Below are 24443 nucleotides of genomic sequence, written 5' to 3' on the forward strand. Positions count from 1 at the left end.
ACCTACTCGGCGGCGAGGAGGCTTTCCGCGCCGCCGAGATCTACCGAGACGAGGCGGCTGACGCCTTGCTCGACCATCGTTACCCCGAACAGCCGGTGCATCCGGCTCATCGTCACCGCATTGTGCGTCACGATCAGATAGCGTGTCTGCGTTTCGCGCGTCATTGCGTCGAGCAGCCCGCAGAAGCGTTCGATATTGGCATCGTCGAGCGGCGCATCGACCTCGTCGAGCACGCAGATCGGCGCCGGGTTGGTGAGAAACAGCCCGAAGATCAGCGCGACCGCGGTCAGCGCCTGTTCCCCACCCGATAGCAGCGTCAGCGACTGGAGCTTCTTGCCCGGCGGCTGCGCCATGATCTCGAGCCCGGCCTCGAGCGGATCATCCGAATCGATCAGTTCGAGATGTGCGCTGCCGCCGTTGAACAGCGTCGTGAACAGCCGCCGGAAATGCCCGTCGACCGCTTCGAACGCGGCAAGCAGCCGCTGCCGCCCCTCGCGATTGAGCGTGCCAATCGAGCCGCGCAGCCGGTTGACCGCGAGCCCAAGCTCCTCGCGCTCGGCGGCATTGCCCGAACTTGCCGCCTCGAGTTCGGCGAGCTCGGTCTCGGCAACGAGATTGACCGGGCCGATGCGATCGCGATCGAGCATCAGCTTTTCGTGGGCTGCGGACTCCTCGGCCGGGCTGCGCACCGTGCCACCGTCGAACCCGACGCGCTCGGGGAGCAGCACCGAGGGGCATTGAAAGCGCTCGCCCGCCAGCCGGTTCATCTCGACGCGGCGCAATTCCTGGTTTTCCGCGCGTGCCGTCGCGCCGGCGCGCGCCTCGCGCGCTTGCGCCAGCGCCTCCGCCGCCCCTGCCGCGCGCGCTTCGGTGTCGCGCAGCGTGGTTTCGGCGGCGCGCTCGGTCCTCGCGGCGTCCTCGGCCTCGGCGCGCGCGGCGGCGTGCGACAGTTCGAGCGCGGCCACCTCGTTCGCAAGCGCCTCGGGTCGGCCGACCAGCGCTTCGGCTTCCACGGCAAGCTCGCCATCGCGCTTATCCATCTCGGCGATCCGCCGCGCCGCCTCGCCCGCGCGCGTGCGCCAGCCTTTCGCCTCGGCCGCCATCGCCGCGAGCCGTTCGCGCGCGCTGGCGATGTCGCGGTCGACCCCGGCACGATCGGCGCGCGCGGTCGCGATCGCGCTGCGCCGTGCCTCGGCCTCGGCCGACAGCGTTCGGACGCGCTCGCGCGTCGCGCTGCCATCCGGGAGCGCGGCGTGCAGCGCGGTCGCGCGCGCGACCTCGGCCCCCGCCTCGTCATGCTCGGCATCGATCCGCGCGCGCCGCGCGGCCAGGTCGGCACGCTGCGCCTCGATCCGTTCGATCGCCGCGGTCGCGCGGTCTTCCGCGCGCCCAGCCTCCCGGGCGCGCGTTTCCGCGCTTTCCAGCGCACGCCGCGCCGCCACTGCCGCCGCACGCGCGTCAGTGATCGTCGTCGCAATCCGCGCGAGCTCGGCGTCCGCAGCCTCGACCGCCGCCGCCGCCGCCGGGCGCAGCGCGGTGATCGCGCGCAAGCGATTGATCCGCTCGAGCCGCTCGGCCGCCGCCGCGCCGCCCGACTTGGCGACATAGCCGTCCCAGCGCCGCAGCACGCCGCCGAGCGTCACCAGCCGCTGCCCGACGGCAAGCGCAACGCCGTCATCGCGGTCGACCACCACGATCTGCGCCAGCCGCCGCGCAAGCGCCGCCGGCGCCTCGACGTGCTGCCCGAGCGGCACCGTTCCCGGCGGCGGCGGTGGGTCGCCCGGCACAACCACTGCGCCCGACCAGTGCCGCTCGCCCGCGGAATCGAGCCCGGCTTCGAGATCGTCCCCGAGCGCCGCCGCCAGCGCGCGCTCATAGCCCGGCTCGGGCTGGACCTGGTCGAGCAGCCGGTCGCGACCGTCGCGGCGCGTCGCCTTGGTCAGCGCGGTCGCTTCGCTGTCGAGCGCGGCGAGATCGGCATGCGCCGTCGCGCGCGCCGCTTGTGCGCCGTCGCGTTGTCCGATGCTGGCCCGCTCGTCGGCATCGGCGCGGGTGAGCGACGCGCGCGCATCCTCGCCGTCGTGGAGCGCCTGGGTCCGCGCGGCGACGGCCGCGGAGCGCTGCGCGACCAGCGGCGCGGCATCGCCAAGCGCCGCAGCCTCGGCGGTCACGCGCGCGAGATCGCGCGCGCTGCGCTCGGCGCGCGCGCGCGCTGCCGAAAGCGCCGCATCCGCCACACGCGCGTCGGCGGCCTCGGTCGCTTGCGCGGCGAGCGCTTGCGCAAGCGCGACCTCGGCGTCGCGTCCGGCGCGTTCGGTATCGCTCAACCGCGTCTCGAGCTCGGGCACGCGCGCAATCGCCGCGGCAAGCGCCGCATCGAGCCGCTTGGTCTCGTCGGCCAGCCGCGCGATCGCCTCGGCGGCATCGCTCGCGAGCGACCCTTCGCGCGCGCGATCATCGGCGAGCCGCAGCCGCGCCGCCGCAAGCTCCTGCGTCCGGCGCACCGCCGCGGCCTGTTCACCGCGCAATCCGCCGAGCCGGTGTCCCGCTTCGCTCGCCGCCTCGCGCAGCGCCTGTGCCGCGCCGCGCGCCTGCGCCAGTGCCTCGGTCGCCGCCAGCGCATGGGCGGCAGCGGCGCGCTGCGCCTCGGCGGCGGCGGCGACGCTCGCCTCGCACGCCACCGCCTCGGCCTTCGCCGCATCCGCCGCCGCCTGCGCATCGCGCCAGCGCGCGAAGATCATCCGCGCCTCGGCGATGCGGATCTGGTCGGAGAGCGCGCGGTAGCGTTCGGCCTGCCGCGCCTGCCGCCGCAGCGCATTGGCGCGGCCGTCCTGTTCGGCGATCAGTTCGTCGAGCCGAGTCAGATTGGCTTCGGTCGCGCGCAGCTTCTGCTCGGCGTCCTTGCGGCGGACGTGGAGCCCGGCGATGCCTGCCGCCTCCTCGAGCATCGCGCGGCGTTCCTGCGGCTTGGCGGCGATGATCGCGCCGATCCGCCCCTGGCTGACGAGCGCAGGCGAATGTGCGCCCGTCGCGGAATCGGCGAACAGCAGCGCGACATCCTTGGCGCGCACGTCCCGCCCATCGATCCGGTAGGCCGAGCCCGCCCCGCGCTCGATCCGGCGGACGACCTCGCTTTCCTCGCCCTCTGCCTCGATCAGCATCGACACTTCGGCGAAATCGCGTGCGGGGCGCGTATTGGTGCCGGCGAAGATGACGTCGTCCATCCCCGCACCGCGCAGCGACCGCGCCGAGGTCTCGCCCATCGTCCAGCGCAACGCCTCGAGCAGGTTCGACTTGCCGCAGCCATTCGGCCCGACGATGCCCGTCAGACCCGGCTCGATCCGCAGATCGGCCGCGTCGACGAAGCTTTTAAAGCCCGACAGACGGAGCCGCTTGATCTGCATTCAGAGCCCCCCGGCCGGAGTGGAAACAGCGGGGCGTCCTTCCAACACTAGGCCGTCCCCCCGGGCCTGTCCCGGGGTCCACCGTCGTTGGCACCCCATGATCGCGGACCATGCGGCACCGTGGATGCCGGGACAAGCCCGGCATGACGGGCTAGGTGCGTTACGCGCCAGCGCGCTTGAGCGCTGCCTCGACGTCAGCCCAGGTCACGCCGTCGACCTTGGCGCCGTTGATGATGAAGGTCGGCGTACCCGTCACCGCCGCGCCGTCGCCCTTGCTCATCATGCCGATGATCTCGTCGAGCGCCGCCTTGTCGGCGATGCACGCGCGCGCCTTGGCCTCGGGGATGCCGCGTTGCTTCACGAACTCGACATAGCCGAGATAATCGCCCCACGCGGCAGCGGCCTCGTTCGGCGTCTTGCCCTGGAGCTGCGTCTGGAGCGCGGTGGTCGCCGCTTGGTCGGCGAGCTTCGCCTCGAATTGCGGCTGCGCCACGTACATCGCTTCGAGCAGCGGGAAGAAGGTCGCGGTGCCGACGCAGCGGCCGAGCAGGCTCGGCGCGAAATCGGGCTGGCCGTGGACCAGATAGTCGCGGAACTCGTAACTCACCTTGCCGGTCGAGACGTAATTGTCGGTCAGCGGCTTCTGCCCGGTCTGGCCGAACGCGCCGCAGGTCGGGCACGTGCGCGAGCCATATTCGACGACCTTGATCGCCGCATCGGGATTGCCCATCCGATAGCCGCCCTCGGGCGTCTTGACGACGGTGTCGATCCACTTCTGCCCGGCGGCCGAAGGCGCCACTGCCGCGGTGCTGGTGCCCGCAACGGTGCCGCCCGACGTCTTGCCGCCGGCGCTGTTGCCGCCCGAAACGGCATCGTTTCCACCGCACGACGCGAGCGACAGCGCGGCAACCGCGGCGAACAGGATACGAGGGGTCATCGATAGGCTCCTAGTCAGTAAGATCATTTGGCGAGCGCGGCGCGGACGAGCGGCTCGAGCGCCGCCCAGTCGTACACATTGGCTTGCGCCGCGCCGTTGAGCACGAACGTTGGTGTTCCGGAAACCGCATAGGCCTTGTTGGCGGCGTCAGCGCGCGCAACGAGCACATCGATCTTCTTGCGATCGGCGAGGCAGGCATTGGCCTTGGCGAGCGGCAGGCCGCGCTTCACCACGAAATCGGTATAGCCATAGAATCCGGCGAGGTAGCTCGCGACGGCGTTGGGCGTCGCGGTCTGCAATTCCTTCTGCTTGGCATCGGGAATCGCGTCGCTGCGCCCGACCAGCGTCTTTTGCTCGGCCATCATCGCGTCGAGGACCGGGAAGAACGCGCGCGTCGGGACGCACTGGCCGAGCAGGATCGGCCCGAGATCGAGCGCGCCATGCACCGGATAATCGCGGAACTCGTAGCTGACCTTGCCGCTTGCGATATAGCCGGCCTTGAGCGCCGGAAGGCCCTCGACATCGAAGCGCGCACACAGCGGGCAGGTCCGCGAGCCGAACTCGATCAGCTTAACCTTCGCCGCCGGGTTGCCCATCCGCACCCCGCCCTCGGGCGTCGCGACGATCGTCTGCAGCCACGCGGCGTGCGCCGGCGCCTTTTTCGGCGGAGCGGCCTCAGCCGAAGAAACCAGAGCGACGCCCAACACCAGCGCCGCCAGACCAAATCGCATCATTCGTCTCCACCCACGCTCGGCGCCCCGCGCGTCGCCGCGACGCCCGCCGCCAATGCTTCGAGCACCGCCTTCAATTCGGGATCGGCGATCGTCCTGAGGCTCGCGCCGAGATCGACCGGCACCGGCTTCAACGACGGCGGCGCGGCACGCGGGCGCGGCACGGGGACGTCGCCCTGGCGGAACTGCACCTTGGCGACCGCGGCATAGCCGAAGAAGCGATTGACGCGCTCGATGATCTCGGGCGCGATATGCTGCATCATCGTCGCATGCGCGCCGCGCACGACGAGGTTGAGCGTGCCGCCGATGCGCTCGCCATGCGGGAATTTGATCGATTCGGGCGACGACACCCCGGCATAGCGCGGTCCGACGATCTCGCTCCAGCGGCTGACCACCGCGCTCTGGACGAAGCCGAAGCGGCGAAACGCTGCGCGGCCCGCATCGGGCAGCAGCTCGGCGACCGATCGCGCACGGCCGCCGCGCGGGCGTTCGGCAGGCGTCGAGGCTTTGGCGGGTGCAGGAGTGGCGCGCTTGCTCATTGCGTCGTCCATGCCATAGCGGGGCCGTGTCCGCCAAGCGTCCTTCCGCCCCGCCAGCAAAACTCCTGCTCGATTGGTACGATAGCCATGCGCGCGATCTGCCGTGGCGCGCCGCGCCCGGCAGCAACGCGCCCGATCCGTATCGGGTGTGGCTCTCGGAGATCATGCTCCAGCAGACGACGGTTGCCGCGGTGCGCCCGAAGTTCGAGGCGTTCGTCGCGCGCTGGCCGAGCGTCGAGGCGCTCGCCGCGGCGCACGAGGCCGATCTGATGGCGGCATGGGCGGGGCTCGGTTACTATGCCCGCGCCCGCAACCTCCACGCCTGCGCCCGCGCCGTCGTCGCCTTGGGCGATTTCCCGACGACCGAAGACGGCCTGCGCGCGCTCCCCGGCGTCGGCGCGTACACCGCCGCCGCCATCGCCGCGATCGCGTTCGGCGAACGCGCGGTGGTGGTCGACGCCAATGTCGCGCGCGTCGTCGCGCGGCTGTTCGCGATCGAACGCCCGCTCCCCGGCGGGATGCCCGAAGTCCGTGCCGCAACCGACGAGATCACGCCCGACCTGCGCTCGGGCGATTTCGCACAGGCGATGATGGACCTCGGCTCCTCGGTCTGCACCCCGCGCAGCCCGCGCTGCCTCGCCTGCCCGCTCTCGAGCGAGTGCGAGGGCTACCGGCTCGGCAACCCCGAGGGCTTCCCGATCAAAGCAGCGAAGCTCGCCAAGCCGCAGCGCCACGGCACGATCTTCTGGGCGCAGCATGACGAGAAGGTCCTGCTCGTCCGCCGCCCGCCACGCGGCCTGCTCGGCGGAATGCGCGCGCTGCCGACCGGGCCGTGGGCCGACACCCCGCCAGGTCTCGCCGATCCGCCGCTCGCCGCCGACTGGCAGATGCTGCCCGAAACCGTCGCGCATGTTTTCACGCACTTCCGGCTCGAACTGTCGCTTGCGGTCGCGCGCGTGGATGGGCATTCGGACGACGGCGAATGGTGGGATGTGACCGAGATCGACTCGGCGGGCCTGCCAACGGTATTCGCCAAGGCGGCGGATGCCATCAGGAGGGCACGACCATGATTCGAGCAATCATTCCGATCACGTTGCTGGCGACGATCGCCGGATCCGCGGCGCTCGCCGGGCAGGCGTCACCGCAGCCCGTCCCCCAGCAGTCCGCTCCAGCGACAGCTGCGAACGACGATTTCGTCGTGACCGAACGGCTTGGCAGCAAAGATCTGGCGCGCTTCCCGAAGACCTTCGGGCTGTTCACCGATTACATCAACAGCAACAAAATCCCCGGCGTGGTCGGCGCGTTCGGCCAAGGTCAGACGCCAACCGCGATCGTCGCCTCCGGCAAGCTCGGCGACGAGCCCGGCGCTGCGCGCGTCGACAAGGACAGCCTGTGGCGCGTCTATTCGATGACCAAGCCGATCACCGCGATGGCGGCGATGATCCTGATCGAAGAAGGCAAGATGCGCCTCGACCAGCCGGTCAGCGACTTCATCCCCGCGTTCAAGAATATGCGCGTCCAGATCAGCCCAGATTCGCTCGAGACGCGCCCCGCGACCAAGCCGATCACGATCCGCAACCTGCTCACCCACACCGCAGGCCTCGGCTATACGATCATCACTAAGGGCCCGCTGCTTAAAGGGTATGAAGACGCCGGCATCACCCCCTTCACCTCCGACGCCAAGACCGAGGCGCAGCTTAGGCTGAAACGCCCAGCGACGCTGGAAGCCTTCGCCAACAAGGTCGCCACGCTCCCGCTGATCGCCGAGCCCGGCACCAAATGGAGCTATTCGATCGGCCTCGACGTGATGGGCCGCGTGATCGAAGTCGCCTCGGGCCAGTCGTTCGACGGCTTCCTCCAGCAGCGGATCTTCACCCCACTCAAGATGAATTCTAGCTATTTCCAGGTCCCCGCCTCCGAAGCGCGCCGCCTCGCGACGGGCTATTTCATCGCCGGCAACACCCGCGTCCCGCTCGATCCCGGCGCGACCTCGGTCTTTCTCCAGAAGCCGAGCTTCCCGTATGGCGGCGCAGGCCTCGTCACCTCGGCGGGCGATTACGACCGCTTCCTCCACATGCTCCAGAACGGCGGCAGCCTCGACGGCGTGCGCATCCTCAAGCCCGCCACCGCCAAGCTCGCCATGTCGAACTTGCTCCCCGCGGGCGTGATCTATCCCGGCGCGGTTTCGGCAACGGGCGGGACGACCAACGCGCAAGGCTTCGGCGCGGGCGGCTCGGTGACGCTGGGCGACGTCCCCGGCGGTCCGGCCAAGGGCACCTATGGCTGGGGCGGGGCTGCGGGCACGATCGCCTGGGTCGATCCGGTCAACCAGGTCCGCGCGACGATCATGGTCAATTACCTGCCGGGCGACAAATGGCCGCTGCGCGTCGAATCGACCAAGGCGGTCTATGCCGACCTTGCCCCCTCGCTCCAGCGCAAGTGATCGGCATAGCGTGATGTCCCCAGGCTTTACCGGCGGTCTGCTCGACCGCGCCGATGCGCTGCGCCACGATCCCGAGGGGTTAGCCGCGGCACGCAGCGACTGGCGCGCGCGCGTGCTGCGGCTCGACCGCTTCGAGCCCGAACTCGATGGCGAGGGCCGGCTCGGCTGGTCCTCGCTCGCCGAGACGCCCGAGGAGGCCGAGTTGATCCTGCTCGGCTTCGACGAAGCGCGCCGCCCGCATTTCGCGGCGTACCTGCCGGGGATGCGCGCGCCGGCCGGGCGCTCGCCGCGGCTGTTCGCGCTGCTCGACCAGTTCGCGCCGGGCGAGGCGGCGACCTACGCCGCGGCGCGCTCGGTGCTCGACTGGCACAGCCGCCACCAGTTCTGCGCGAATTGCGGGCACCAGACCGCGCTGTTCCGCGCCGGCTGGGGCCGCGCCTGCCCCAATTGTAAGGCCGAGCATTTCCCGCGCGTCGACCCAGTGGTGATCATGATCGCCGAGCATGACGGCCGCGCGCTGCTCGGCCGCCAGCCGGCGTTCCCGCCGGGCCGCTACTCTGCGCTGGCGGGGTTCCTCGAACCCGGCGAATCGATTGAGGAAGCCGTCGCGCGCGAGATCATGGAGGAAGCGGGCGTCCGCGTGAGCGGGGTGCGCTACATCGCGAGCCAGCCCTGGCCCTTCCCCTCCTCGCTGATGATCGCCTGTGTCGGGATCGCCGAGGACGACGCGATCACGCTCGACACCAATGAGCTCGAGGACGCGATCTGGGTATCGCGCGACGACGTGCGCGCGGTGCTGGCGGGCGGCGAAGGACCCTTCCTGCCGCCGCCGCCTTACGCGATCGCGTATACGTTGTTGAAGGCTTGGGCCGAGGGATAATTGCCGTTAGCGGACATCCAGCTTCAGCAAGCGATCCACCATATCAGTCCAGCGATCACCGCCACAAACACGCCCAGCATCGCTAGGGCGGCCATTTAAGCAGCTGCTCGACCATAGCGTTCATCGACAAATTCGACGATGGCTTCAGCCCAAGCGATGAACAGGACATCGTCCATTCTTGGATTGTAGCATAGCCGTTGTCTGCAATTGATGGACTTCGGACAGGCCGGTTTAGGGGCTTAAAAGCAATTAGCGGACGTTTCGCGCCGATTCTACCAGTCTGCTCGTGCAATCCGTAGAGCCATCTTGCGCAGAACGAACCGCCTTGCTGCAACGGCACAAGCGAACCCGCCGAGTCCAACAAGACATATGGTGAGCAGGGCGTAGCTTCGACCCGGCTGGCACTGAGTATCGCCGATGCAGTCGCCCATAAACCAGACCAGCAGGGCGAGCAGCGCCACGACGAGCCAAGCTGCACATACGAAAAAGCTGCCGATCGACACGGCGGATTGAGCGACACGGTAACTATCAAGTGATCGACCGTCGTTCATGGGAGTTGGCTAACGCTCCGGACGAATGTCCGCAATCGGGGGCGTAATTGTGACCGGGAATGTCTCGGTCTGGGCGAGAGCGGACATTGCGCTGTCCTACACGCCGCGTTCATGATATGTACTACGCTGCTCTGTGAAATCGTCTGACCTGCTTAACAGCATTCGTGCAAGAATCGAAACGATCGCCACAGTAAAGACCAGGTCTTGGGGTCAATCGAGTCAAGCACCGCCGGCACCGGGATCGGTGCTACGGTTCCGCCGTCCGGTGAATGGACCGAGTCAGGACTGGATCTTGCGGGTGAGCGGTCGCCGCCCCAGAACCTAGACCCGGCTCGCCCGCGCCGGCCCGAGCAAAACGCTTGCCATGTTACCGCGTGTCGTGATTGTCAGCACCGCCAGATAGGGCAGCAAAAATCCAGCGCCCCCGACAAACGCGATGATCGCGAGTACCATCCCGACGCCCGAAAAGCTGTTCCGCCACGCCGTCCACAGCGCCGCGAGCAAGAGCAAGCACGAGAAGTCGAGGTTAAACTGCCCCGGCCAATGGCCTGAGGCGATGTCATCGAAAAAAACCGGCAGGAAACCGAGACCGTGCCTCGCGACAACGACCCCCGTGTAGGTAATTAGCACGATCCAAGCCGCAACCAGAAATCCCCTTAATGCGATCATGCCGCCCTCCCGATGCTGTCCAGCACGGCGAGAATGCGGCTTTTGCCGAGGGGGTGCAACCAACGTCCGCAGCAATCGCGTCCGCTGCGACGCCGCGCCTCACCCCCGCGCCCGCGCGCGCCGATACGTCCCCAGCACGCGCACCCATTTCGAATGGAACCCCAGTTCCTCAAGCGCCCGATCGAGCCCAGGCTCGCCCGGCCGCCCCTCGACATCGGCGTAGAACTCGGTCGCGGCAAAGCTCCCGCCGCGCTGATAGCTCTCGAGCTTGGTCATGTTGACGCCGTTGGTCGCAAAGCCCCCCATCGCCTTGTAGAGCGCGGCGGGGACGTTCTTCACCTCGAAGATCAGCGTCGTCATCCACGCGCCCTCGCCGATCGGCGGATGCCCCGCGCGCGCCAGCACGACGAAGCGCGTCGTGTTGTGATCGGCGTCGGCGATGTCGCTGGCGAGCGTCTCGAGCCCGTACAGCGTCGCCGCACCCGGCGGGGCGAGCGCGGCGAGCGTCGGGTCGCACCGCTCGGCCACTACCGCCGCCGCGCCCGCGGTGTCGGGATAGGCGACCGGCGCGATGCCGCGCTCGCGCAGCCAGTGGCGGCACTGGCCGAGCGCTTGCGGATGGCTCATCGCCTCGCGCACGCCCGCCAGCGGCCCCTGCCCCATCAGCGCATAGCGGATGCCGAGGAAATGCTCGCCGGTGATCACCAGCCCCGATTCGGGGAGCAGGAAATGGATGTCGGCGACACGCCCGTGGAGCGAATTCTCGATCGGGATGATCGCGCAATCCGCCCGCCCGTCGCGCACCGCGTCGATCGCGTCGGCGAAGTCGAAGCACGGCAGCGGCAGCCCGTCGGGGAACGCCTCCACTGCGGCGATATGCGAATTGGCGCCGGGCGCGCCCTGAAAGGCGACCGCGCGGTCGGGCGCGGCGGCGGCGGCCTGGGTCATCTGGGCGACGAGCGCGCGGGCGGGTTCGGCGAAATTTTCCATGGGAGCCGGGCGGTAACCGCCTTGCATCCGTGCGGCAAGCTTGGCTTGCGGTGCGCCCCGCGCGAATCTATGGGTCAAACCAACTACGTGGTCCTTCAGGGGGACCCTCCTGCGGCAGAGGCGGAAAAACGAGCATGGATAACCGGACCAACACGATTGCGGGCTGGATTTTGGGCAGCATGGCGGCTGCGCTCGCGCTCGGTATTGCCGGCCACATGATTGTCGCGCCGATCACGTCTGAGAAAGAAGGCTATCCGATCGAGGCACCGGCCGACGACGCTGGTGGCGGCGGCCCCGCCGCGCCCGACAAGCCGATCGCCGATCTGCTCGCCACCGCCGACGCGACGCACGGCGCCGACGTGTTCAAGAAGTGCGGCGCCTGCCACACCGTCGCGCAGGGCGGCGCCAACGGCATCGGCCCGAACCTGTGGGGCACCGTCGGCGAGGCGATCGCGCAAGGCAAGGCGGGCTACGCCTTCTCCGACGCGCTCAAGACCGCGGGCGCCGGCAAGAAGTGGGATTTCGATCAGCTCAACAAGTGGCTGACCAGCCCGCGCGCCTATGCCGCGGGCACCAAGATGACCTTTGCCGGTCTGACCGACGCCAAGGATCGCGCCGACGTGATCCTCTATCTCAACACGCAGGGGTCGAACCTGCCGCTGCCAGCACCCGCGGCCGGTGCGCCGACCGCAACCGACGCCAAGGCGCCGCCAGCGGCTGGCGCGGCCGATCCGGGCGGCAAGGCTTCGCCGAGCGCAGCCGGTCTCGGCAACGAGACCGCGCCCGCCGCGGCCGGCAAGGTCTCCTCCTCGCCGCTCGGCCGCGAGACCGCGGCGCCGGTCGCCAAGTAACCTGATAAGAAAAGCCCCTCCCCTTCAGGGGAGGGGTGAAGAAGGGCTCAGTCCTTGTCGCGGTAGAAGTCCTTCACCACCGCCCAGCCTTCCTCGGCGGTTTCGACGAAGGTGAAGATGCTCAGATCCTTCGCCGAGACGACGCCTTCCTCGACCAGCGCCTCGAAATTGACGACGCGCTCCCAGAATTTGCGACCGTAGAGCAGCACCGGGATCGGCGCGATCTTGCCCGTCTGGATCAGCGTCAGCAGCTCGAACAGCTCGTCGAACGTCCCGAACCCGCCCGGGAACGCTGCCAGCGCGCGCGCGTGGAGCAGGAAGTGCATCTTGCGCAGCGCGAAATAGTGGAACTGCATCGACAACGCCGGCGTCACATAGGGGTTCGGCGCCTGCTCGTGCGGCAGCACGATGTTGAGCCCGACCGATTCGTAGCCGGCTTCGGCCGCACCACGATTCGCCGCCTCCATGATCGACGGTCCACCGCCCGAGCAGACGACGAACTGGCGCTTGCCCTCCTCGTCGACCGGGAAGGCGCTGACGAGCTGCGCGAGTTCATAGGCGACGTCGTAATATTTCGACTTCTCGACCAAGCTCTCGGCAATGCGGATCGACGCTTCGTTGCGATCGACCGCGTTGCGCGCGAGATCGAGCAGCGCCTGCGCCTTGGACGGCTCGGGGATCCGCGCCGATCCGTACATCACGAAGGTCGAGCCGATCTTGGCCTCGTCGAGGATCAGCTGCGGCTTGAGCAACTCGAGCTGGAAGCGGACCGGGCGCAGATCCTCGCGCAGCAGGAAGTCCATGTCCTGGAAGGCGAGGCGATAGGCCGGGTTCTCGGTCTGCGGGGTGCTGACGGCGGCCTTGGCATTCTCGGCGTCCTGGCGTGCGCGCGCAAAGACGCGGGCTGGGACATGCGTATGCGTGTCGGGGCTGTGGCTGTCAGCGTGCGTGGCGTCGGGCGTTCCCGATTTCGGTGTCTCTGTCATCCACCGCATCTAAGCGCCGCGCGCGCGAATTTGAAGCCTAGCGGCAGAACGCCTTGTGATCGTCCTCGAAATGGAAGTGATTGGCGTGCGCCGCATTATAGTCCGGGCTGAGCACCGTGCCGAAGCGGCGGCACGCCGAATCGTGGATCGCGCGCAGGAACGCCCGCGCATTGGGATCGCCGCCGTTCCAGTCCTGCTGGACCGTGATTCGCCGCCCGTTCCTCAGCACGACCGCGGACACATCGACCGCATTGGCAAGCGCGTGGCCCGACAACCGCCCCGCCCCCGCCGCCGATCCGATCACCGCGCGACACGCATATGTCCCCATGCTTTCGACGCGGACCACGTCGCTGCCAAGCATTTGCCGCGCGGCAGGCGCGACGGCATGTTCGATCCAGCCGGTGAAACTGCGCGCGAGGCCGCAGCGCATCGCCTTCAGATTGGTGACGGGTACGCCGATGTCGATCAATTGCACCGCCCCGACGATCTGGCACCCACCGCCATAATCGCGATCGGGCAAGGGCGAATAGCGCACATCCTCGCGCGACAGATCGGCGAAGCACGCTTGCGTCTCGCGACTCGTCGGCAGGCTGAGCGTGATCGGCCGGCTCCCGCGCGGGCGAGTCGGCGGGCGCTGGTCGTGTCCGCTCGAACAGGCGGCGAGCAGCAGCGACACGAGGACGATGAGAGAGCGGCGCGACATGGCGACTCGATACCAACGTGTTGGTTAACGCCGCCACAACCTTGCGACGAACGACTCATCGCTTGACGCGCGCTGCGCGGGCTCTAGGACCGTCGATGGGCCACGCGGTCCCAACGCCGCGCGTGCTCTCTGTAAGGAGAGACTACATGACTGACGTACCTGCCGTCCCGGCGATAAAACCGGCGCGTCCCTACTTCTCATCCGGCCCGTGTGCGAAACCGCCCGGCTGGTCCCCCGAAAACCTCGCTACCGAATCGCTCGGCCGCTCGCACCGTTCGAAGATCGGCAAGACGCGCCTCCAGCTCTGCATCGATCTGATGCGCGAACTGCTCAAGCTCCCCGACACGCACCGCATCGGGATTGTCCCAGGCTCCGACACGGGTGCCTATGAAATGGCGATGTGGACGATGCTGGGTGCCAAGCCCGTCACCGCACTTGCCTGGGAAAGCTTCGGCGAAGGCTGGGTCACCGACGCGGTCAAGCAGCTCAAGATCGATCCCACCGTCGTGCGCGCCAATTACGGCCAGCTGCCCGATCTGGACGCGGTCGATTGGTCGAACGACGTGCTGTTCACTTGGAACGGCACCACTTCGGGCGTGCGCGTACCCAACGCCGACTGGATCCCCGAGACCCGCGAGGGCCTGTCCTTCGCCGACGCGACCAGCGCGGTGTTCGCTTACGACATCGACTGGGCGAAGATCGATGTCGCGACCTTCTCGTGGCAGAAGGTGCTCGGCGGCGAAGGCGCGCACGGCGTGCTGATCCTCGGCCCGCGCGCAGTCGAGCGGCTCGAGAGCTACACCCCCGCCTGGCCGCTGCCGAAGGTGTTCCGCCTCGTCTCTAAGGGCAAGCTTACCGAAGGCGTGTTCAAGGGCGAGACGATTAATACGCCATCGATGCTCGCGGTCGAGGATTGCATCGCAGCACTCGAATGGGCGAAGTCGATTGGCGGCGCGGACGGGCTGATCGCCCGCTCGGACGCCAATGCCGCAGCACTCGACCAGATCGTGGCGGAGCGCCCGTGGCTCGGTCATCTGGCGGCCGACGAGGCGACGCGCTCGAAGACCAGCGTGTGCCTGACGGTCGAGGGCGCCGACGAGGCGTTCATCAAGACCTTCGCCGGCCTGCTCGAGAAGCAGGGCGCAGCGTATGACGTCGCCGGTTATCGCGACGCGCCGCCAGGCCTGCGCATCTGGTGCGGCGCGACGGTCGACACCGCCGACGTGGTGGCGCTCGGCCCGTGGCTCGATTGGGCCTACGCGACTGCAAAGGCCGCCTGACACAGCACGTCACCCCAGCGAAAGCTGGGGTCTCCCTGAACAACGCGCGCCCCTAGCGGCGCGAGATCCCAGCTTTCGCTGGGATGACGAAAGGTAAACCCATGCCAAAAGTCCTCATTTCCGACAAAATGGACCCCAAAGCCGCCCAGATCTTCCGCGAACGCGGCGTCGAGGTCGACGAGATCACCGGCAAGACCCCCGAAGAAGTCATCGCGATCATCGGCCGATATGACGGCCTCGCCATCCGCAGCTCGACCAAGGTGACCAAGGCGATCCTCGCCGCCGCGACCAATTTGAAGGTCATCGGCCGCGCCGGCATCGGCGTCGACAATGTCGATATCCCCGCCGCATCGGCGCAGGGCGTCGTCGTGATGAACACCCCGTTCGGCAATTCGATCACCACCGCCGAGCACGCCATCGCCCTCATGTTCGCGCTCGCGCGCCAGCTGCCCGAGGCCGACGCGTCGACCCAGGCCGGCAAGTGGGAGAAGAACCGCTTCATGGGGGTCGAGCTCACCGCCAAGACGCTCGGCCTGATCGGCGCGGGCAACATCGGCGGCATCGTCGCCGACCGTGCGCTCGGCCTGCGGATGAAGGTCGTCGCCTACGATCCGTTCCTCTCGCCCGAACGTGCCGTCGAACTCGGCGTCGAGAAGGTCGAACTCGACGAACTGCTCGCGCGCGCCGATTTCATCACGCTCCACACCCCGCTCACCGACCAGACGCGCAACATCCTGTCGGCGGAAAATCTCGCCAAGACGAAGCAGGGCGTGCGCATCATCAACTGCGCGCGCGGCGGTCTGATCGACGAGGCGGCGCTCAAGGCGGGGCTCGATTCAGGGCACATCGGCGGCGCGGCGCTCGACGTGTTCGTCGAGGAGCCGGCCAAGAGCAACCCGCTGTTCGGCACACCCAACTTCGTCTCGACGCCGCATCTTGGCGCCTCGACCGACGAAGCGCAGGTCAATGTCGCGATCCAGGTCGCCGAGCAGATGTCGGATTATCTGATGTCGGGCGGCATCACCAACGCGCTCAACGTGCCGTCGCTGTCCGCCGAGGAAGCACCGCGCCTGAAGCCGTACATGGCGCTCGCCGAGAAGCTCGGTTCGCTGGTCGGCCAGCTCACGACGGGCTCGATCGGTCGCATCTCGATCCACAGCGAGGGTGCGGCAGCCGAGCTCAACCAGAAGCCGATGGTGTCGGCGGTGCTCGCCGGGTTCCTGCGCACCCAGACCGACACGGTCAACATGGTCAACGCACCGCTGCTCGCCAAGGAGCGCGGGATGGAAGTGCGCGAAGTCCGCACCGAGCGCGAGGGCGATTACCACACGCTGCTGCGCGTCTCGGTCAAGACCGATGCGGGCGAGCGCTCGGTCGCGGGCACGCTGTTCGGGGACGCCGCGCCGCGCCTGGTCGAACTGTTCGGCATCAAGGTCGAGGCCGATCTCGCCGGGCACATGCTCTACGTCGTCAACGAGGATGCGCCCGGCTTTATCGGGCGCCTCGGCACCTTGCTCGGCACGGGCGGCGTCAACATCGGCACCTTCCATCTCGGCCGCCGTTCGGCCGGTGGCGAGGCGGTGTTGCTGCTGTCGATCGACGAAGCGCTGACGCCCGATCTGCTTGCGCAAGTCCGCGCGCTGGCGGGCGTGAAGACCGCGATGGGCCTGGCGTTCTGATCCTCTCCGAAGCGCGATTGCGGCTTTCGCTGCAATCGCGCTTCGGGCAAGGCGCGCGCATGACATCTTCCCTCCTCCCGACCGGCTTCCACGACCGGCTCCCGCCCTTCGCCGACGCCGCCGCGCGGCTCGAGCAAGCGCTGCTCGGCGCGGCACATGCTTATGGCTACGAACGCGCCGACCCTGCGCTCGCCGAGTTCGAGGCCGGGCTCGCCGGTCGCCTCAAGGCCGCGCGCGCGCAGGACGCGGTGCGCTTCGTCGACCCCGTTTCGCAGGCGACGCTCGCGATCCGCCCCGACATGACCGCGCAGATCGGCCGCATCGCCGCGACGCGGATGGGCCACCATCCCCGTCCCGTCCGCCTGTCCTATGCCGGCCCGGTGCTCAAGCTGCGCGCCTCGCAACTCTCCCCCGAGCGCGAGATGCGCCAGATCGGCTGCGAGTTGATCGGCCTCGACACGATCGCTGCCGCGCGCGAGATCGTCGAGGTCGCGGTTGCAGCACTCGCCGCGGCGGGCGTGTCCAACGTCTCGATCGACTTCACGCTGCCCGACCTGATCGACGTGCTGGCGCGCGGTCCCTTCCCGGTCGAACCCGGCCAGATCGACACCCTGCGCGACCGGCTCGACGCCAAGGACGCTGGTGCTGTCGCCGCGCTGGCGCCCGCCTATCTCCCGCTGATCGAGGCCGCTGGCCCGTTCGAGTCCGCGCACGACCGGCTCTGCGCGTTCGATGCGGGCGGCGCGCTGACCTCGCGGCTCGACGGGCTGTGGCAGATCGCCGAGGGGCTGAAGGGCCGCGTCGCGCTCACGCTCGACCCGACCGAGCGCCACGGCTTCGAATATCAGAGCTGGCTGGGCTTCTCGATCTTCGCTGGCGGCGTGCTCGGCGAGATCGGGCGCGGCGGCACCTATACGATCGTCCACGAGAATGGCGCGGAAGAGACGGCGGTCGGCTTCTCGCTCTATGCCGACGCGATCGTCGCGGCGGGGCTCGCCGAGGTCGACCGGCGCCGGCTGTTCGTGCCGTTGGGGACCGACCCGGCAGTGGCGGCAGCGATGCGCGCGGCAGGCTGGGTCACCGTCGCCGCGCTCGAGGCCGGTGACACACCCGAGGCGCAGCTGTGCACGCATGTGCTGGCCGAGGACGAGCCGCGCGCGCTTTAGGACACGCGCGCCAGCTGCGTTATGCCGCCTGCTCGTCCAGTCGTGCGCCCACGGGTGACGCGAGCATCGAACGCTGTGCTACAGGTTGGCGTCTCGCCTGACGGCTTGATACCCCAGGACGACGTCGACAATTTCCAAGTGCCTTGCATCGAGACGCTTGCCGGCAGAAAAATCCACATTCCGCCTCGCCAAGCTCGGCAAACTGCGGACGCGCGGCGTCGAACTTGAGGGAGGCGCGCGTTTCAACCGTGCGTTCAACCTCAACGGCGGCGAGATCACCGCCGCATCGTTCGCCAGCACGAGATGCCGCAGCGCCTCTCCTGCCCCATGTAATGGACCATGCGGTCGTCGGGGCCGAGATCGGCCTGCAGCAACGGCGTGAGCACGCCGATCATCTGGCGGTCGACAGAGTTGATCGCGGTGGCGGCGAACAGCAGCCCGCAGAGCATTCAGCGATACGATCCGGCGTGGCGCGGCGCGGCGCGCGGCATCGGTAATCGTGGCTGCGGTGGCGGTCAGAGCTGGAAGCGCTTCGCGGCGCGGGATGGTCGAAGGCCCGATCGGCATCACCTAGGCATTCCGGCCGTTCACCGACCCGGCTGCTCCGGAGTTTGACGTCGGGATCGCGCCATTTGTAGGACAACCTGAATGCGCTCTTGAGTTGCTCGCGCCGCTTCCCTCCCCTTTCGGGCGCAGGCTGGTCGTCTCGCTCAGCTGCGAGTGGCGGCTGAGGCTTTCCTGCATGTGATGCCGCGCCGCCTCGCGCGCGCGCGTCGAGTCCATCCGTACGATCGCGGCGAGGATCGCCTCATGCTCGCCCTGGACCTTGGCGGCGTAAGCACGGTCGCGCATCACCTGGAACGCGCGGTATTGCGCGGTTGCGGCGACGAACACGCCCGATCCCTGGCGCGAGATCGTCAGGCCCTGCGCCGACAGCCGCGCGACCGCCTCGCGTACCACGGTCCGGCTGACATTCTCCGCCGCTGAGATTTCAAGCTGTGTCGGGAAACGCGAGCCCGGCGGCATTGCGCCCGTACGGATCCGTTCTTCGAGCTTGGCGAACAGCCCATCGGTCAACGATGCGGAATTTCGGGCCATCGCCATTTCCCTCCCACCGCCCCCAATGCACCGGAGCGCTAACTTCTTGTCAGACTAATTTTGCAGTCGTAGCATAACCGCTGACATCGAAGAGCGCTGAGCGCTACGGTCAACGGAGAGGCGCATCGTGCGGTCGGCATTCCCCCTATTCCTCAGCGGTGTCGCGTGTCTCACGCCCATGGCGGCGGCAGCGCAAGGCGCGCCGGTCGCGCCGATCCAGCCGCAAGTGTCGCCCGATCGCCCGGATTGGGAAAATCCTGCCGTCTTCGCCATCGGAAAGGAACCGCCGCGCGCGACGGGCTTCCCGTTCGAGAGCCGCGCCAAGGCGATCGCCGGGCACCGCACCAAGTCCGATCGCTTCCTGCTGCTGAGCGGACAATGGGCGTTCGCGCTGTCGCCCAATGCCGACCAGCTGCCGGCGGGGTTCGAGAAGCCCGACTACGACGTCTCGCAGTGGAAGACGATCAAGGTCCCCGCCGACTGGCAGGCCGAAGGCTTCGACCAGGCGCGCTACAACAACATCACCTACCCCTTCCCCGCCAACCGCCCGCTGATCCCGCACGCGACCAACCCGGTCGGATCATACCGTCGCGATGTCGAGATCCCGGCGGGCTGGTCGGGCAGCGACGTGATCCTGCACATCGGTGCCGCGGGCTCGGCCTATTACGTCTGGGTCAACGGCGCCAAGGTGGGCTATTCCGAGGACAGCAAGCTGCCGTCGGAATTCGACGTCAGCCATTATCTCAAGCCCGGCCACAACACGATCGCGATCCAGGTCTATCGCTGGTCCGACGGCAGCTATCTCGAGGATCAGGATTTCTGGCGCGTCTCGGGGATCGAGCGCGAAGTGTTCCTGATGGCGGCACCCAAGACGCGAATCCGCGATTTCTTCGTTCATGCCGGGCTCGACGAACGCTACCGCGACGGCAAGCTCGCGGTCGATCTCGCGGTCGATCTCGCGGTCACGTCGGCCAAGGCTGCAACCAGCGCGCGGATCGTGCTGCTCGATGGCGACCGCGTCGTCACCGAAAAATCCACTGCGATTGCCGCAGGTCAGGCCGAACGCACCGTCTCGATCGCGACGACGATCCCGCAAGTGAAGCCTTGGACCGCCGAGACGCCCAATCTCTACATGCTGCTGGTCGAGCTCTACGACGCGAAGGGCGCGATCGTGCAGTCGACCTACAGCCGGATCGGCTTCCGCACCGTCGCCATCCAGAACGGGCTCGTCACCGTCAACGGCCGGCCGATCACGATCCGCGGCGTCAACCGCCACGAGCATGATCCCGAGACCTTCCACGTCATCTCGCTCGAATCGATGGAGCGCGACATCCAGCTGATGAAGCGCGCCAACATCAACGCGATCCGCACCTCGCATTACCCCAACGACCCACGGCTCTACGAGCTCGCCGACCGCTATGGCCTGTATGTCATGGACGAGGCCGATATCGAGAGCCACGCCTATATGGACTTCGCCAACAAGCATCCCGAGCAGCGTGGGACGTATCAGCTCGGCTTCGATCCGGCGTGGAAGGCCGCACACGTCACGCGCGTCACCAACATGATCGAGCGCGACAAGAACCACCCCTCGATCATCTTCTGGTCGCTCGGCAACGAGGCCGGGATCGGCCCGAACTTCGCCGCAGCGGCAGCGGCAGCCAAGCAGCGCGATCCGGCGCGGATCGTCAGCTATCTCGGCTGGGGCACGTGGGACGGGCGATTCGAGCACCACCCCAACGACTTCGCCGACATCTATGCGCCGATGTACGACACCGCCGCCAAGCTCGTGGATTACGCGACCAACTGGTCTTTCCGCCAGCCGCTGATCCTGTGCGAATATGCGCATATGATGGGCAATTCGGGCGGCGACCTGAAGGAATATTGGGACGCGATCTATGCGCATCCCGACAAGCTCCAGGGCGGCTTCATCTGGGATTGGGTCGACCAGTCGATGTATCGCAAGACCAAGGACGGGCGGCGCTATTGGGGGATGGGCGGCGAATATGGCCCCAACCCCGGCGGCGAGCTCGAATTCGGCGACGGCCTGGTCCAGTCCGACCGCACGCCCAACCCGCAGCTGTTCGAACTGACCAAGGTCTATGCGCCGATCCAGTTCGAGAGCTTCGACCCGGCCAGCGGCGCACTGCGCGTCGCCAACCATTATGATTTCGCGAGCCTCGCCGGGCTCGGTCTCGGCTGGCAAATGCTCGAGGACGGCGTCGTCGTCGCGCACGGGACGATACCCGCGCTCGCGACTGCGGCGCACGGCCACGAGACGACGACGCTCGCGCTGCCCGCGATCGCGCGAAAGCCTGGCGCCGAATATCTGCTGAATGTCGTAGCCCGCAGCAAAGACGGTGGCACCCCGGGGATCGCCGCGGGCCAGGTGATCGGCTGGGAACAGTTCCCCCTCGGCAACGCAGTGGCGGCCGCCAAGCCCGCCCCCACGGGCAAGGTCGACGTCTCGCAGGCAGGCGGCATGGTCATGCTGCGCGCCGCCGGGGCCGAACTCGTGCTCGATCGCAAGACCGGGCTGCTCGTCCGCTATGCCGCCAACGGCCGCACGCTGCTGCGCGGCGGAACGCCCGATTTCTACCGCGCCCTGACCGACAACGACGTCGGCGTCGGCGTCGAGCGCACCCATGCCGTCTGGAAGGCAGCCTCGAGCGATCGCACCGTCGAGGCTATCGAGCAGCACACATCGCCCGGCGGCGCCGACGTCACGATCCGCTACCGCATCGGCCAGGACGTCGCGCGTTTCGTCACGCGTTACGCGATGGCGGGCGACGGCAGCGTGGCGGTCGAGGGCAGCTTCACCCCGCTGCGCACCGATTTGCCCGATCCGCTGCGGATCGGCCTGGCCTATGCCATGCCCGCCAGCTTCGACACGCTCGAATGGTATGGCCGCGGCCCGCACGAAAGCTATGCGGATCGCAAGACCAGCGCGCCGATCGGCCTGTGGCGCGGAGCAATCGCCGAGCAGAACCACGATTACATGCGGCCGCAGGAAACCGGCAACAAGGTCGATGTGCGCTGGATGGAACTGTCGGATCACGTCGCCGGCGGCCTGCGCGTCCAGGGCGACGCGCCGATGTCGATGAACGCGCTCGCCTTCCCGTACGACGATCTGTCGCACCGCGCGCCGGGCACGCGCCGCAGCTCGGACATCGTTCCGCATGACGAGGTTTCGTTGATGATCGATGCAGTCCAGTCCGGGATCGGCGGTGATACGCAATGGGACCAGACCGGGCGAGCGCTCCCGCGCTACCGGATCGCGCTCGCGCCGCGCATCTTCGGCTTCCGGCTGACCCCGTTCAACGGCGCGGGCACCACCCCGACGCTCGCCCGGCCCGCGTCGGCGACGGGCGTGGCGGAGGTGATCCAGTGACCGCGCGCGTGCCCTCGCGGCTGCTCGCCGGCATGCTGCTCCTCTTGACCGGTGCCGCCGTCGCGTAGCAGGCCGCCACTCCGAGGCGGCCGAGCCACCCTCGGGCTCGGCATCTGGCACGACAACAAGCTGTGGACCTCGCGCAATTACACCCGCTACCGCGTCCTCAAGAACGCCCCCGATGCCGCTGACTTCGAGGTCGATTATGCGCCCTGGCCAGTCGATGTCGATCGCCGTGTATGGGAGACGCGCCGCTTCACGCTGCCGCTCGGCACGCAGTTCACGCGGATGGTCTCGACGCTGTCGTCGGACAAGCCGGGTCCGCTGATCGTCGACATCGGCATCGGCCGCCACACGATCGGCGCGAGCGAAGGCGCGCTGTCGGTCGACCGCGCGCACGGCGTCCGCTCTCTGGAGCGCCCAGGCTGGCGCGCATGGCGATCGCGCTCAAGGTCGAGCCGGGCAAGCCGTTCGTCTATTATTCCGGCTCGGCGTGGGACGAGGGCGTCGGCGGCCCTTGCACGCGCGGCGAGTGGGACCGCTACACCCTTAGCGCCCCCGTCGATTTTCGCGTGCCGACCGACCGCCGATAGGGGGGGAGACTCGATGAAGCGCCGCGATCCTGCGGCGAGCGCAGCGCACCGGCAATCGACCCATTCGCGGGCGCTCAAGCCAACTTCCGATGTCGATCAGGACCTCGCATTGCTATTTGATCGAGGCTGCGAACGACAAGGTGAAATTGGAATTCGCTGCCATATTGCCCGAGGGCGTGATGCGAATGGCGTTCACCAATGGGTCGTAGCCATTCGACGGGGCATACGACCAGGTCACCCCCTTGTCGTTCGAGTAGCTTATATTGGCAGCGGCGAGTGTAACCCCGCTCGTCCCGGAAACGAGCTTGACGGGCAACGCGGTGGTGCCATCGAAATTTGTGTTGAGGTAGGTTATCCCGGCGGGAAAGATGTCGGTAAGAATGATCGTACCCGGATCGACCGGACTGTTTCCAGTATTCGACACCGAAAACACGTAAACCACGTCAGTGCCGGGCAAGTTGTACGCCCCGAAATTTCCGGAGCGTGGCGCCGATGCTTTGGTCACCGACAGCGACGGCATCGGACATGCACTGATCGACGCAATACCAGCGCCCTGTTGACCCGTCGTGGTTTCGCCCGACTGGAACGGATAGTTTCCGTACCGCAGCACGACCGTCGTGACGGGTTGCGCAAACGTCGCAGTGATCGTGCCGTCATCGGAATTGTTGTTCGAAGCGCCGGTGCCGGCCGCCTGCGTCGCAGCGAGCGTTACCGGCGCAGTCGTGGCGCCTGACGTGAGCGCGGATCCGGTTGCCGTCCGTGGCGCCGTTGCGCCGTTGCCGTTCCCCCACGGGGTGGTGAGCACGGGCGTATAGGTGGTCGCGCCGCTCGCCCCCGTTATCATGATCCAATCCCGATACTGGTTGAGCGTGAAATCGATATCGTGTGTGACGACCGAGAAGTCGCGAATTGGCGTGGAGAATGTGAAGGTCACCGTGATGACCCGCGTTCCGCTGGTCAGGTCGGTGGTCCGGCCCGCAAAAATTCCGCCGAAGACGAGGTCGCGTTTGGTCGCATCGGGGCCGGTGATCAACGTCCCGATCGCCGGCATCTGCGTGTTCGCAATGGCCGTCGAGCTCAGGCCGTTCTGCGCAATCGCCACGGAAAAGGGCAGCGAAGCGCCAGCGCTGCTGACGGCGGTGTAGGCATAGGTGGAACCGTAATTGAGCGTCGCCGCCGGCTGGTTGGCGAAGGCGAAAGTGTACTGGCTCGCGGCATCGCACGAGGCGTGCGCCACCGCGGGCGCCACAAGCGCCATGAGCGCGGCAAAAACCCTTTTCATCGACCCGATAGTCCCAGGAAAGCGAAGCGCGTCTGATCGAACTTCAGACGTGCGGTGAGGAATGCGCCATGATGCGTCGACCGCTCCGCCGCAAAGTCGCGGTCGGCAAAGCCGGAAAAATTCCAGCCGGCGGTGACCAGCATATTGGCGGCCGGGCGAAGTCCGATCACCGGGCCGACGGCATAGGCCAGGGTGCCCCCGTCGAGATCGCCGCGTGCGGTTGCGTGCACCCCGACTTCGAGCCAGTCCGCCAGGCCGAGATGTCCGTCGAGC

At 67.9% G+C, this 24443-nt stretch carries 20 protein-coding genes and 2 pseudogenes; 10 read left to right on the forward strand and 12 right to left on the reverse strand.

Going from position 1 to position 24443, the window contains the following annotated elements; all coding sequences use genetic code 11:
- Window positions 1–2 precede the first annotated feature (2 nt).
- The 4 genes from QN347_RS01740 to QN347_RS01755 all read right to left on the reverse strand — a co-directional run bounded on the left by QN347_RS01740 (window position 3) and on the right by QN347_RS01755 (window position 5623).
- Window positions 3–3404: a chromosome segregation SMC family protein gene (locus tag QN347_RS01740; RefSeq protein WP_322162451.1), complete on the reverse strand. Its 3402-nt coding sequence runs from the start codon at window positions 3402–3404 to the stop codon at window positions 3–5.
- A gap of 160 nt (window positions 3405–3564) precedes the next feature.
- Window positions 3565–4341 carry a thioredoxin domain-containing protein gene (locus QN347_RS01745; RefSeq protein WP_322162449.1) on the reverse strand — a complete coding sequence of 259 codons (777 nt, stop codon included), beginning with the start codon at window positions 4339–4341 and terminating at the stop codon, window positions 3565–3567.
- Window positions 4342–4364: 23 nt separating this feature from the next.
- The gene (locus QN347_RS01750; protein WP_322162448.1) at window positions 4365–5072 is read right to left on the reverse strand and encodes a thioredoxin domain-containing protein; all 708 of its coding nucleotides are present in this window, start codon (window positions 5070–5072) and stop codon (window positions 4365–4367) included.
- Complete coding sequence (locus tag QN347_RS01755; protein ID WP_322162446.1) at window positions 5072–5623, reverse strand: DUF721 domain-containing protein; 552 nt, start codon at window positions 5621–5623, stop codon at window positions 5072–5074. The genes QN347_RS01750 and QN347_RS01755 overlap by 1 nt, the downstream gene beginning before the upstream one ends.
- Window positions 5624–5637: 14 nt before the next feature.
- On the opposite strand from QN347_RS01755, the gene QN347_RS01760 reads away from it, so the two are divergent.
- From QN347_RS01760 to nudC, 3 genes are read left to right on the forward strand one after another with little or no spacing between them, the layout of a single operon-like run.
- Window positions 5638–6681 carry an A/G-specific adenine glycosylase gene (locus tag QN347_RS01760; RefSeq protein WP_416194489.1) on the forward strand — a complete coding sequence of 348 codons (1044 nt, stop codon included), beginning with the start codon at window positions 5638–5640 and terminating at the stop codon, window positions 6679–6681.
- Window positions 6678–8054 (forward strand): serine hydrolase domain-containing protein, encoded by a 1377-nt coding sequence (locus QN347_RS01765; RefSeq protein WP_322162445.1) that lies wholly within the window; start codon window positions 6678–6680, stop codon window positions 8052–8054. Before QN347_RS01760 ends, QN347_RS01765 begins: the two co-directional genes overlap by 4 nt.
- A gap of 13 nt (window positions 8055–8067) precedes the next feature.
- Window positions 8068–8934, forward strand: coding sequence for an NAD(+) diphosphatase (gene nudC / locus QN347_RS01770; protein WP_416194522.1), 867 nt, complete (start codon window positions 8068–8070; stop codon window positions 8932–8934).
- A gap of 272 nt (window positions 8935–9206) precedes the next feature.
- On the opposite strand, the gene QN347_RS01775 is transcribed toward nudC, so the two are convergent.
- From QN347_RS01775 to QN347_RS01785, 3 genes are all read right to left on the reverse strand, one after another.
- Entirely contained in the window at window positions 9207–9485 is a 279-nt protein-coding gene (locus tag QN347_RS01775; protein ID WP_322162442.1) for a hypothetical protein, read from the reverse strand.
- 321 nt (window positions 9486–9806) lie between these two features.
- Window positions 9807–10154: a hypothetical protein gene (locus tag QN347_RS01780; protein ID WP_322162440.1), complete on the reverse strand. Its 348-nt coding sequence runs from the start codon at window positions 10152–10154 to the stop codon at window positions 9807–9809.
- Between the two features lie 99 nt (window positions 10155–10253).
- Window positions 10254–11144, reverse strand: a complete 891-nt coding sequence (locus QN347_RS01785; RefSeq protein ID WP_322162438.1) for a prephenate dehydratase — start codon at window positions 11142–11144, stop codon at window positions 10254–10256.
- Between the two features lie 134 nt (window positions 11145–11278).
- Here QN347_RS01785 and QN347_RS01790 point away from each other — a divergent pair, with 134 nt between their 5' ends.
- Window positions 11279–11995 (forward strand): c-type cytochrome, encoded by a 717-nt coding sequence (locus tag QN347_RS01790; RefSeq protein ID WP_189675892.1) that lies wholly within the window; start codon window positions 11279–11281, stop codon window positions 11993–11995.
- A gap of 47 nt (window positions 11996–12042) precedes the next feature.
- On the opposite strand, the gene QN347_RS01795 is transcribed toward QN347_RS01790, so the two are convergent.
- Together QN347_RS01795 and QN347_RS01800 are read right to left on the reverse strand one after the other, a co-directional pair.
- Window positions 12043–12981, reverse strand: coding sequence for an LOG family protein (locus QN347_RS01795; RefSeq protein WP_189675893.1), 939 nt, complete (start codon window positions 12979–12981; stop codon window positions 12043–12045).
- Between the two features lie 37 nt (window positions 12982–13018).
- Entirely contained in the window at window positions 13019–13684 is a 666-nt protein-coding gene (locus QN347_RS01800) for an extensin family protein (RefSeq protein ID WP_322162436.1), read from the reverse strand.
- Between the two features lie 146 nt (window positions 13685–13830).
- Here QN347_RS01800 and QN347_RS01805 point away from each other — a divergent pair, with 146 nt between their 5' ends.
- The 3 genes from QN347_RS01805 to QN347_RS01815 all read left to right on the forward strand — a co-directional run bounded on the left by QN347_RS01805 (window position 13831) and on the right by QN347_RS01815 (window position 17809).
- Complete coding sequence (locus QN347_RS01805; RefSeq protein WP_322162435.1) at window positions 13831–14964, forward strand: phosphoserine transaminase; 1134 nt, start codon at window positions 13831–13833, stop codon at window positions 14962–14964.
- 101 nt (window positions 14965–15065) lie between these two features.
- Window positions 15066–16643: a phosphoglycerate dehydrogenase gene (serA, locus tag QN347_RS01810; protein WP_322162434.1), complete on the forward strand. Its 1578-nt coding sequence runs from the start codon at window positions 15066–15068 to the stop codon at window positions 16641–16643.
- 59 nt (window positions 16644–16702) lie between these two features.
- Window positions 16703–17809 carry an ATP phosphoribosyltransferase regulatory subunit gene (locus tag QN347_RS01815; protein ID WP_322162432.1) on the forward strand — a complete coding sequence of 369 codons (1107 nt, stop codon included), beginning with the start codon at window positions 16703–16705 and terminating at the stop codon, window positions 17807–17809.
- A 353-nt stretch (window positions 17810–18162) separates the two neighbouring features.
- Here the strand turns inward: QN347_RS01815 and QN347_RS01820 are convergent.
- Both QN347_RS01820 and QN347_RS01825 read right to left on the reverse strand, forming a co-directional pair.
- A pseudogene (locus tag QN347_RS01820) lies at window positions 18163–18300 on the reverse strand (MFS transporter); the annotation flags it as partial.
- A gap of 79 nt (window positions 18301–18379) precedes the next feature.
- Window positions 18380–18907, reverse strand: coding sequence for a FadR/GntR family transcriptional regulator (locus QN347_RS01825; RefSeq protein ID WP_322162430.1), 528 nt, complete (start codon window positions 18905–18907; stop codon window positions 18380–18382).
- Between the two features lie 178 nt (window positions 18908–19085).
- On the opposite strand from QN347_RS01825, the gene QN347_RS01830 reads away from it, so the two are divergent.
- The 3 genes and pseudogenes from QN347_RS01830 to QN347_RS01840 all read left to right on the forward strand — a co-directional run bounded on the left by QN347_RS01830 (window position 19086) and on the right by QN347_RS01840 (window position 22888).
- A complete protein-coding gene (locus QN347_RS01830; protein ID WP_322162429.1) occupies window positions 19086–22295 on the forward strand; it encodes a glycoside hydrolase family 2 TIM barrel-domain containing protein in 3210 nt (1069 codons plus the stop codon).
- Window positions 22296–22346: 51 nt separating this feature from the next.
- Window positions 22347–22559, forward strand: a pseudogene (locus QN347_RS01835) (DUF4861 family protein); the annotation flags it as partial.
- A 170-nt stretch (window positions 22560–22729) separates the two neighbouring features.
- A complete protein-coding gene (locus QN347_RS01840) occupies window positions 22730–22888 on the forward strand; it encodes a hypothetical protein (protein ID WP_322164213.1) in 159 nt (52 codons plus the stop codon).
- 112 nt (window positions 22889–23000) lie between these two features.
- Here QN347_RS01840 and QN347_RS01845 read toward each other — a convergent pair whose 3' ends face one another.
- Complete coding sequence (locus QN347_RS01845; RefSeq protein ID WP_323493954.1) at window positions 23001–24170, reverse strand: hypothetical protein; 1170 nt, start codon at window positions 24168–24170, stop codon at window positions 23001–23003.
- Window positions 24171–24443 lie beyond the last annotated feature (273 nt).

Origin of the sequence: Sphingomonas sp. 10B4, assembly GCF_035019905.1 — a bacterium.
GTDB lineage: Bacteria > Pseudomonadota > Alphaproteobacteria > Sphingomonadales > Sphingomonadaceae > Sphingomonas > Sphingomonas glacialis.

Bases quoted from the DNA above. Each gene is read 5' to 3' on its own strand.
- QN347_RS01740 (WP_322162451.1), bottom strand. From the start codon at position 3,404: ATGCAGATCAAGCGGCTCCGTCTGTCGGGCTTTAAAAGCTTCGTCGAC.
- QN347_RS01745 (WP_322162449.1), bottom strand. From the start codon at position 4,341: ATGACCCCTCGTATCCTGTTCGCCGCGGTTGCCGCGCTGTCGCTCGCG.
- QN347_RS01750 (WP_322162448.1), bottom strand. From the start codon at position 5,072: ATGCGATTTGGTCTGGCGGCGCTGGTGTTGGGCGTCGCTCTGGTTTCT.
- QN347_RS01755 (WP_322162446.1), bottom strand. From the start codon at position 5,623: ATGGACGACGCAATGAGCAAGCGCGCCACTCCTGCACCCGCCAAAGCC.
- QN347_RS01765 (WP_322162445.1), top strand. From the start codon at position 6,678: ATGATTCGAGCAATCATTCCGATCACGTTGCTGGCGACGATCGCCGGA.
- nudC (WP_416194522.1), top strand. From the start codon at position 8,068: ATGTCCCCAGGCTTTACCGGCGGTCTGCTCGACCGCGCCGATGCGCTG.
- QN347_RS01775 (WP_322162442.1), bottom strand. From the start codon at position 9,485: ATGAACGACGGTCGATCACTTGATAGTTACCGTGTCGCTCAATCCGCC.
- QN347_RS01780 (WP_322162440.1), bottom strand. From the start codon at position 10,154: ATGATCGCATTAAGGGGATTTCTGGTTGCGGCTTGGATCGTGCTAATT.
- QN347_RS01785 (WP_322162438.1), bottom strand. From the start codon at position 11,144: ATGGAAAATTTCGCCGAACCCGCCCGCGCGCTCGTCGCCCAGATGACC.
- QN347_RS01790 (WP_189675892.1), top strand. From the start codon at position 11,279: ATGGATAACCGGACCAACACGATTGCGGGCTGGATTTTGGGCAGCATG.
- QN347_RS01795 (WP_189675893.1), bottom strand. From the start codon at position 12,981: ATGACAGAGACACCGAAATCGGGAACGCCCGACGCCACGCACGCTGAC.
- QN347_RS01800 (WP_322162436.1), bottom strand. From the start codon at position 13,684: ATGTCGCGCCGCTCTCTCATCGTCCTCGTGTCGCTGCTGCTCGCCGCC.
- QN347_RS01805 (WP_322162435.1), top strand. From the start codon at position 13,831: ATGACTGACGTACCTGCCGTCCCGGCGATAAAACCGGCGCGTCCCTAC.
- serA (WP_322162434.1), top strand. From the start codon at position 15,066: ATGCCAAAAGTCCTCATTTCCGACAAAATGGACCCCAAAGCCGCCCAG.
- QN347_RS01815 (WP_322162432.1), top strand. From the start codon at position 16,703: ATGACATCTTCCCTCCTCCCGACCGGCTTCCACGACCGGCTCCCGCCC.
- QN347_RS01825 (WP_322162430.1), bottom strand. From the start codon at position 18,907: ATGGCCCGAAATTCCGCATCGTTGACCGATGGGCTGTTCGCCAAGCTC.
- QN347_RS01830 (WP_322162429.1), top strand. From the start codon at position 19,086: ATGGCGGCGGCAGCGCAAGGCGCGCCGGTCGCGCCGATCCAGCCGCAA.
- QN347_RS01840 (WP_322164213.1), top strand. From the start codon at position 22,730: ATGGCGATCGCGCTCAAGGTCGAGCCGGGCAAGCCGTTCGTCTATTAT.
- QN347_RS01845 (WP_323493954.1), bottom strand. From the start codon at position 24,170: ATGAAAAGGGTTTTTGCCGCGCTCATGGCGCTTGTGGCGCCCGCGGTG.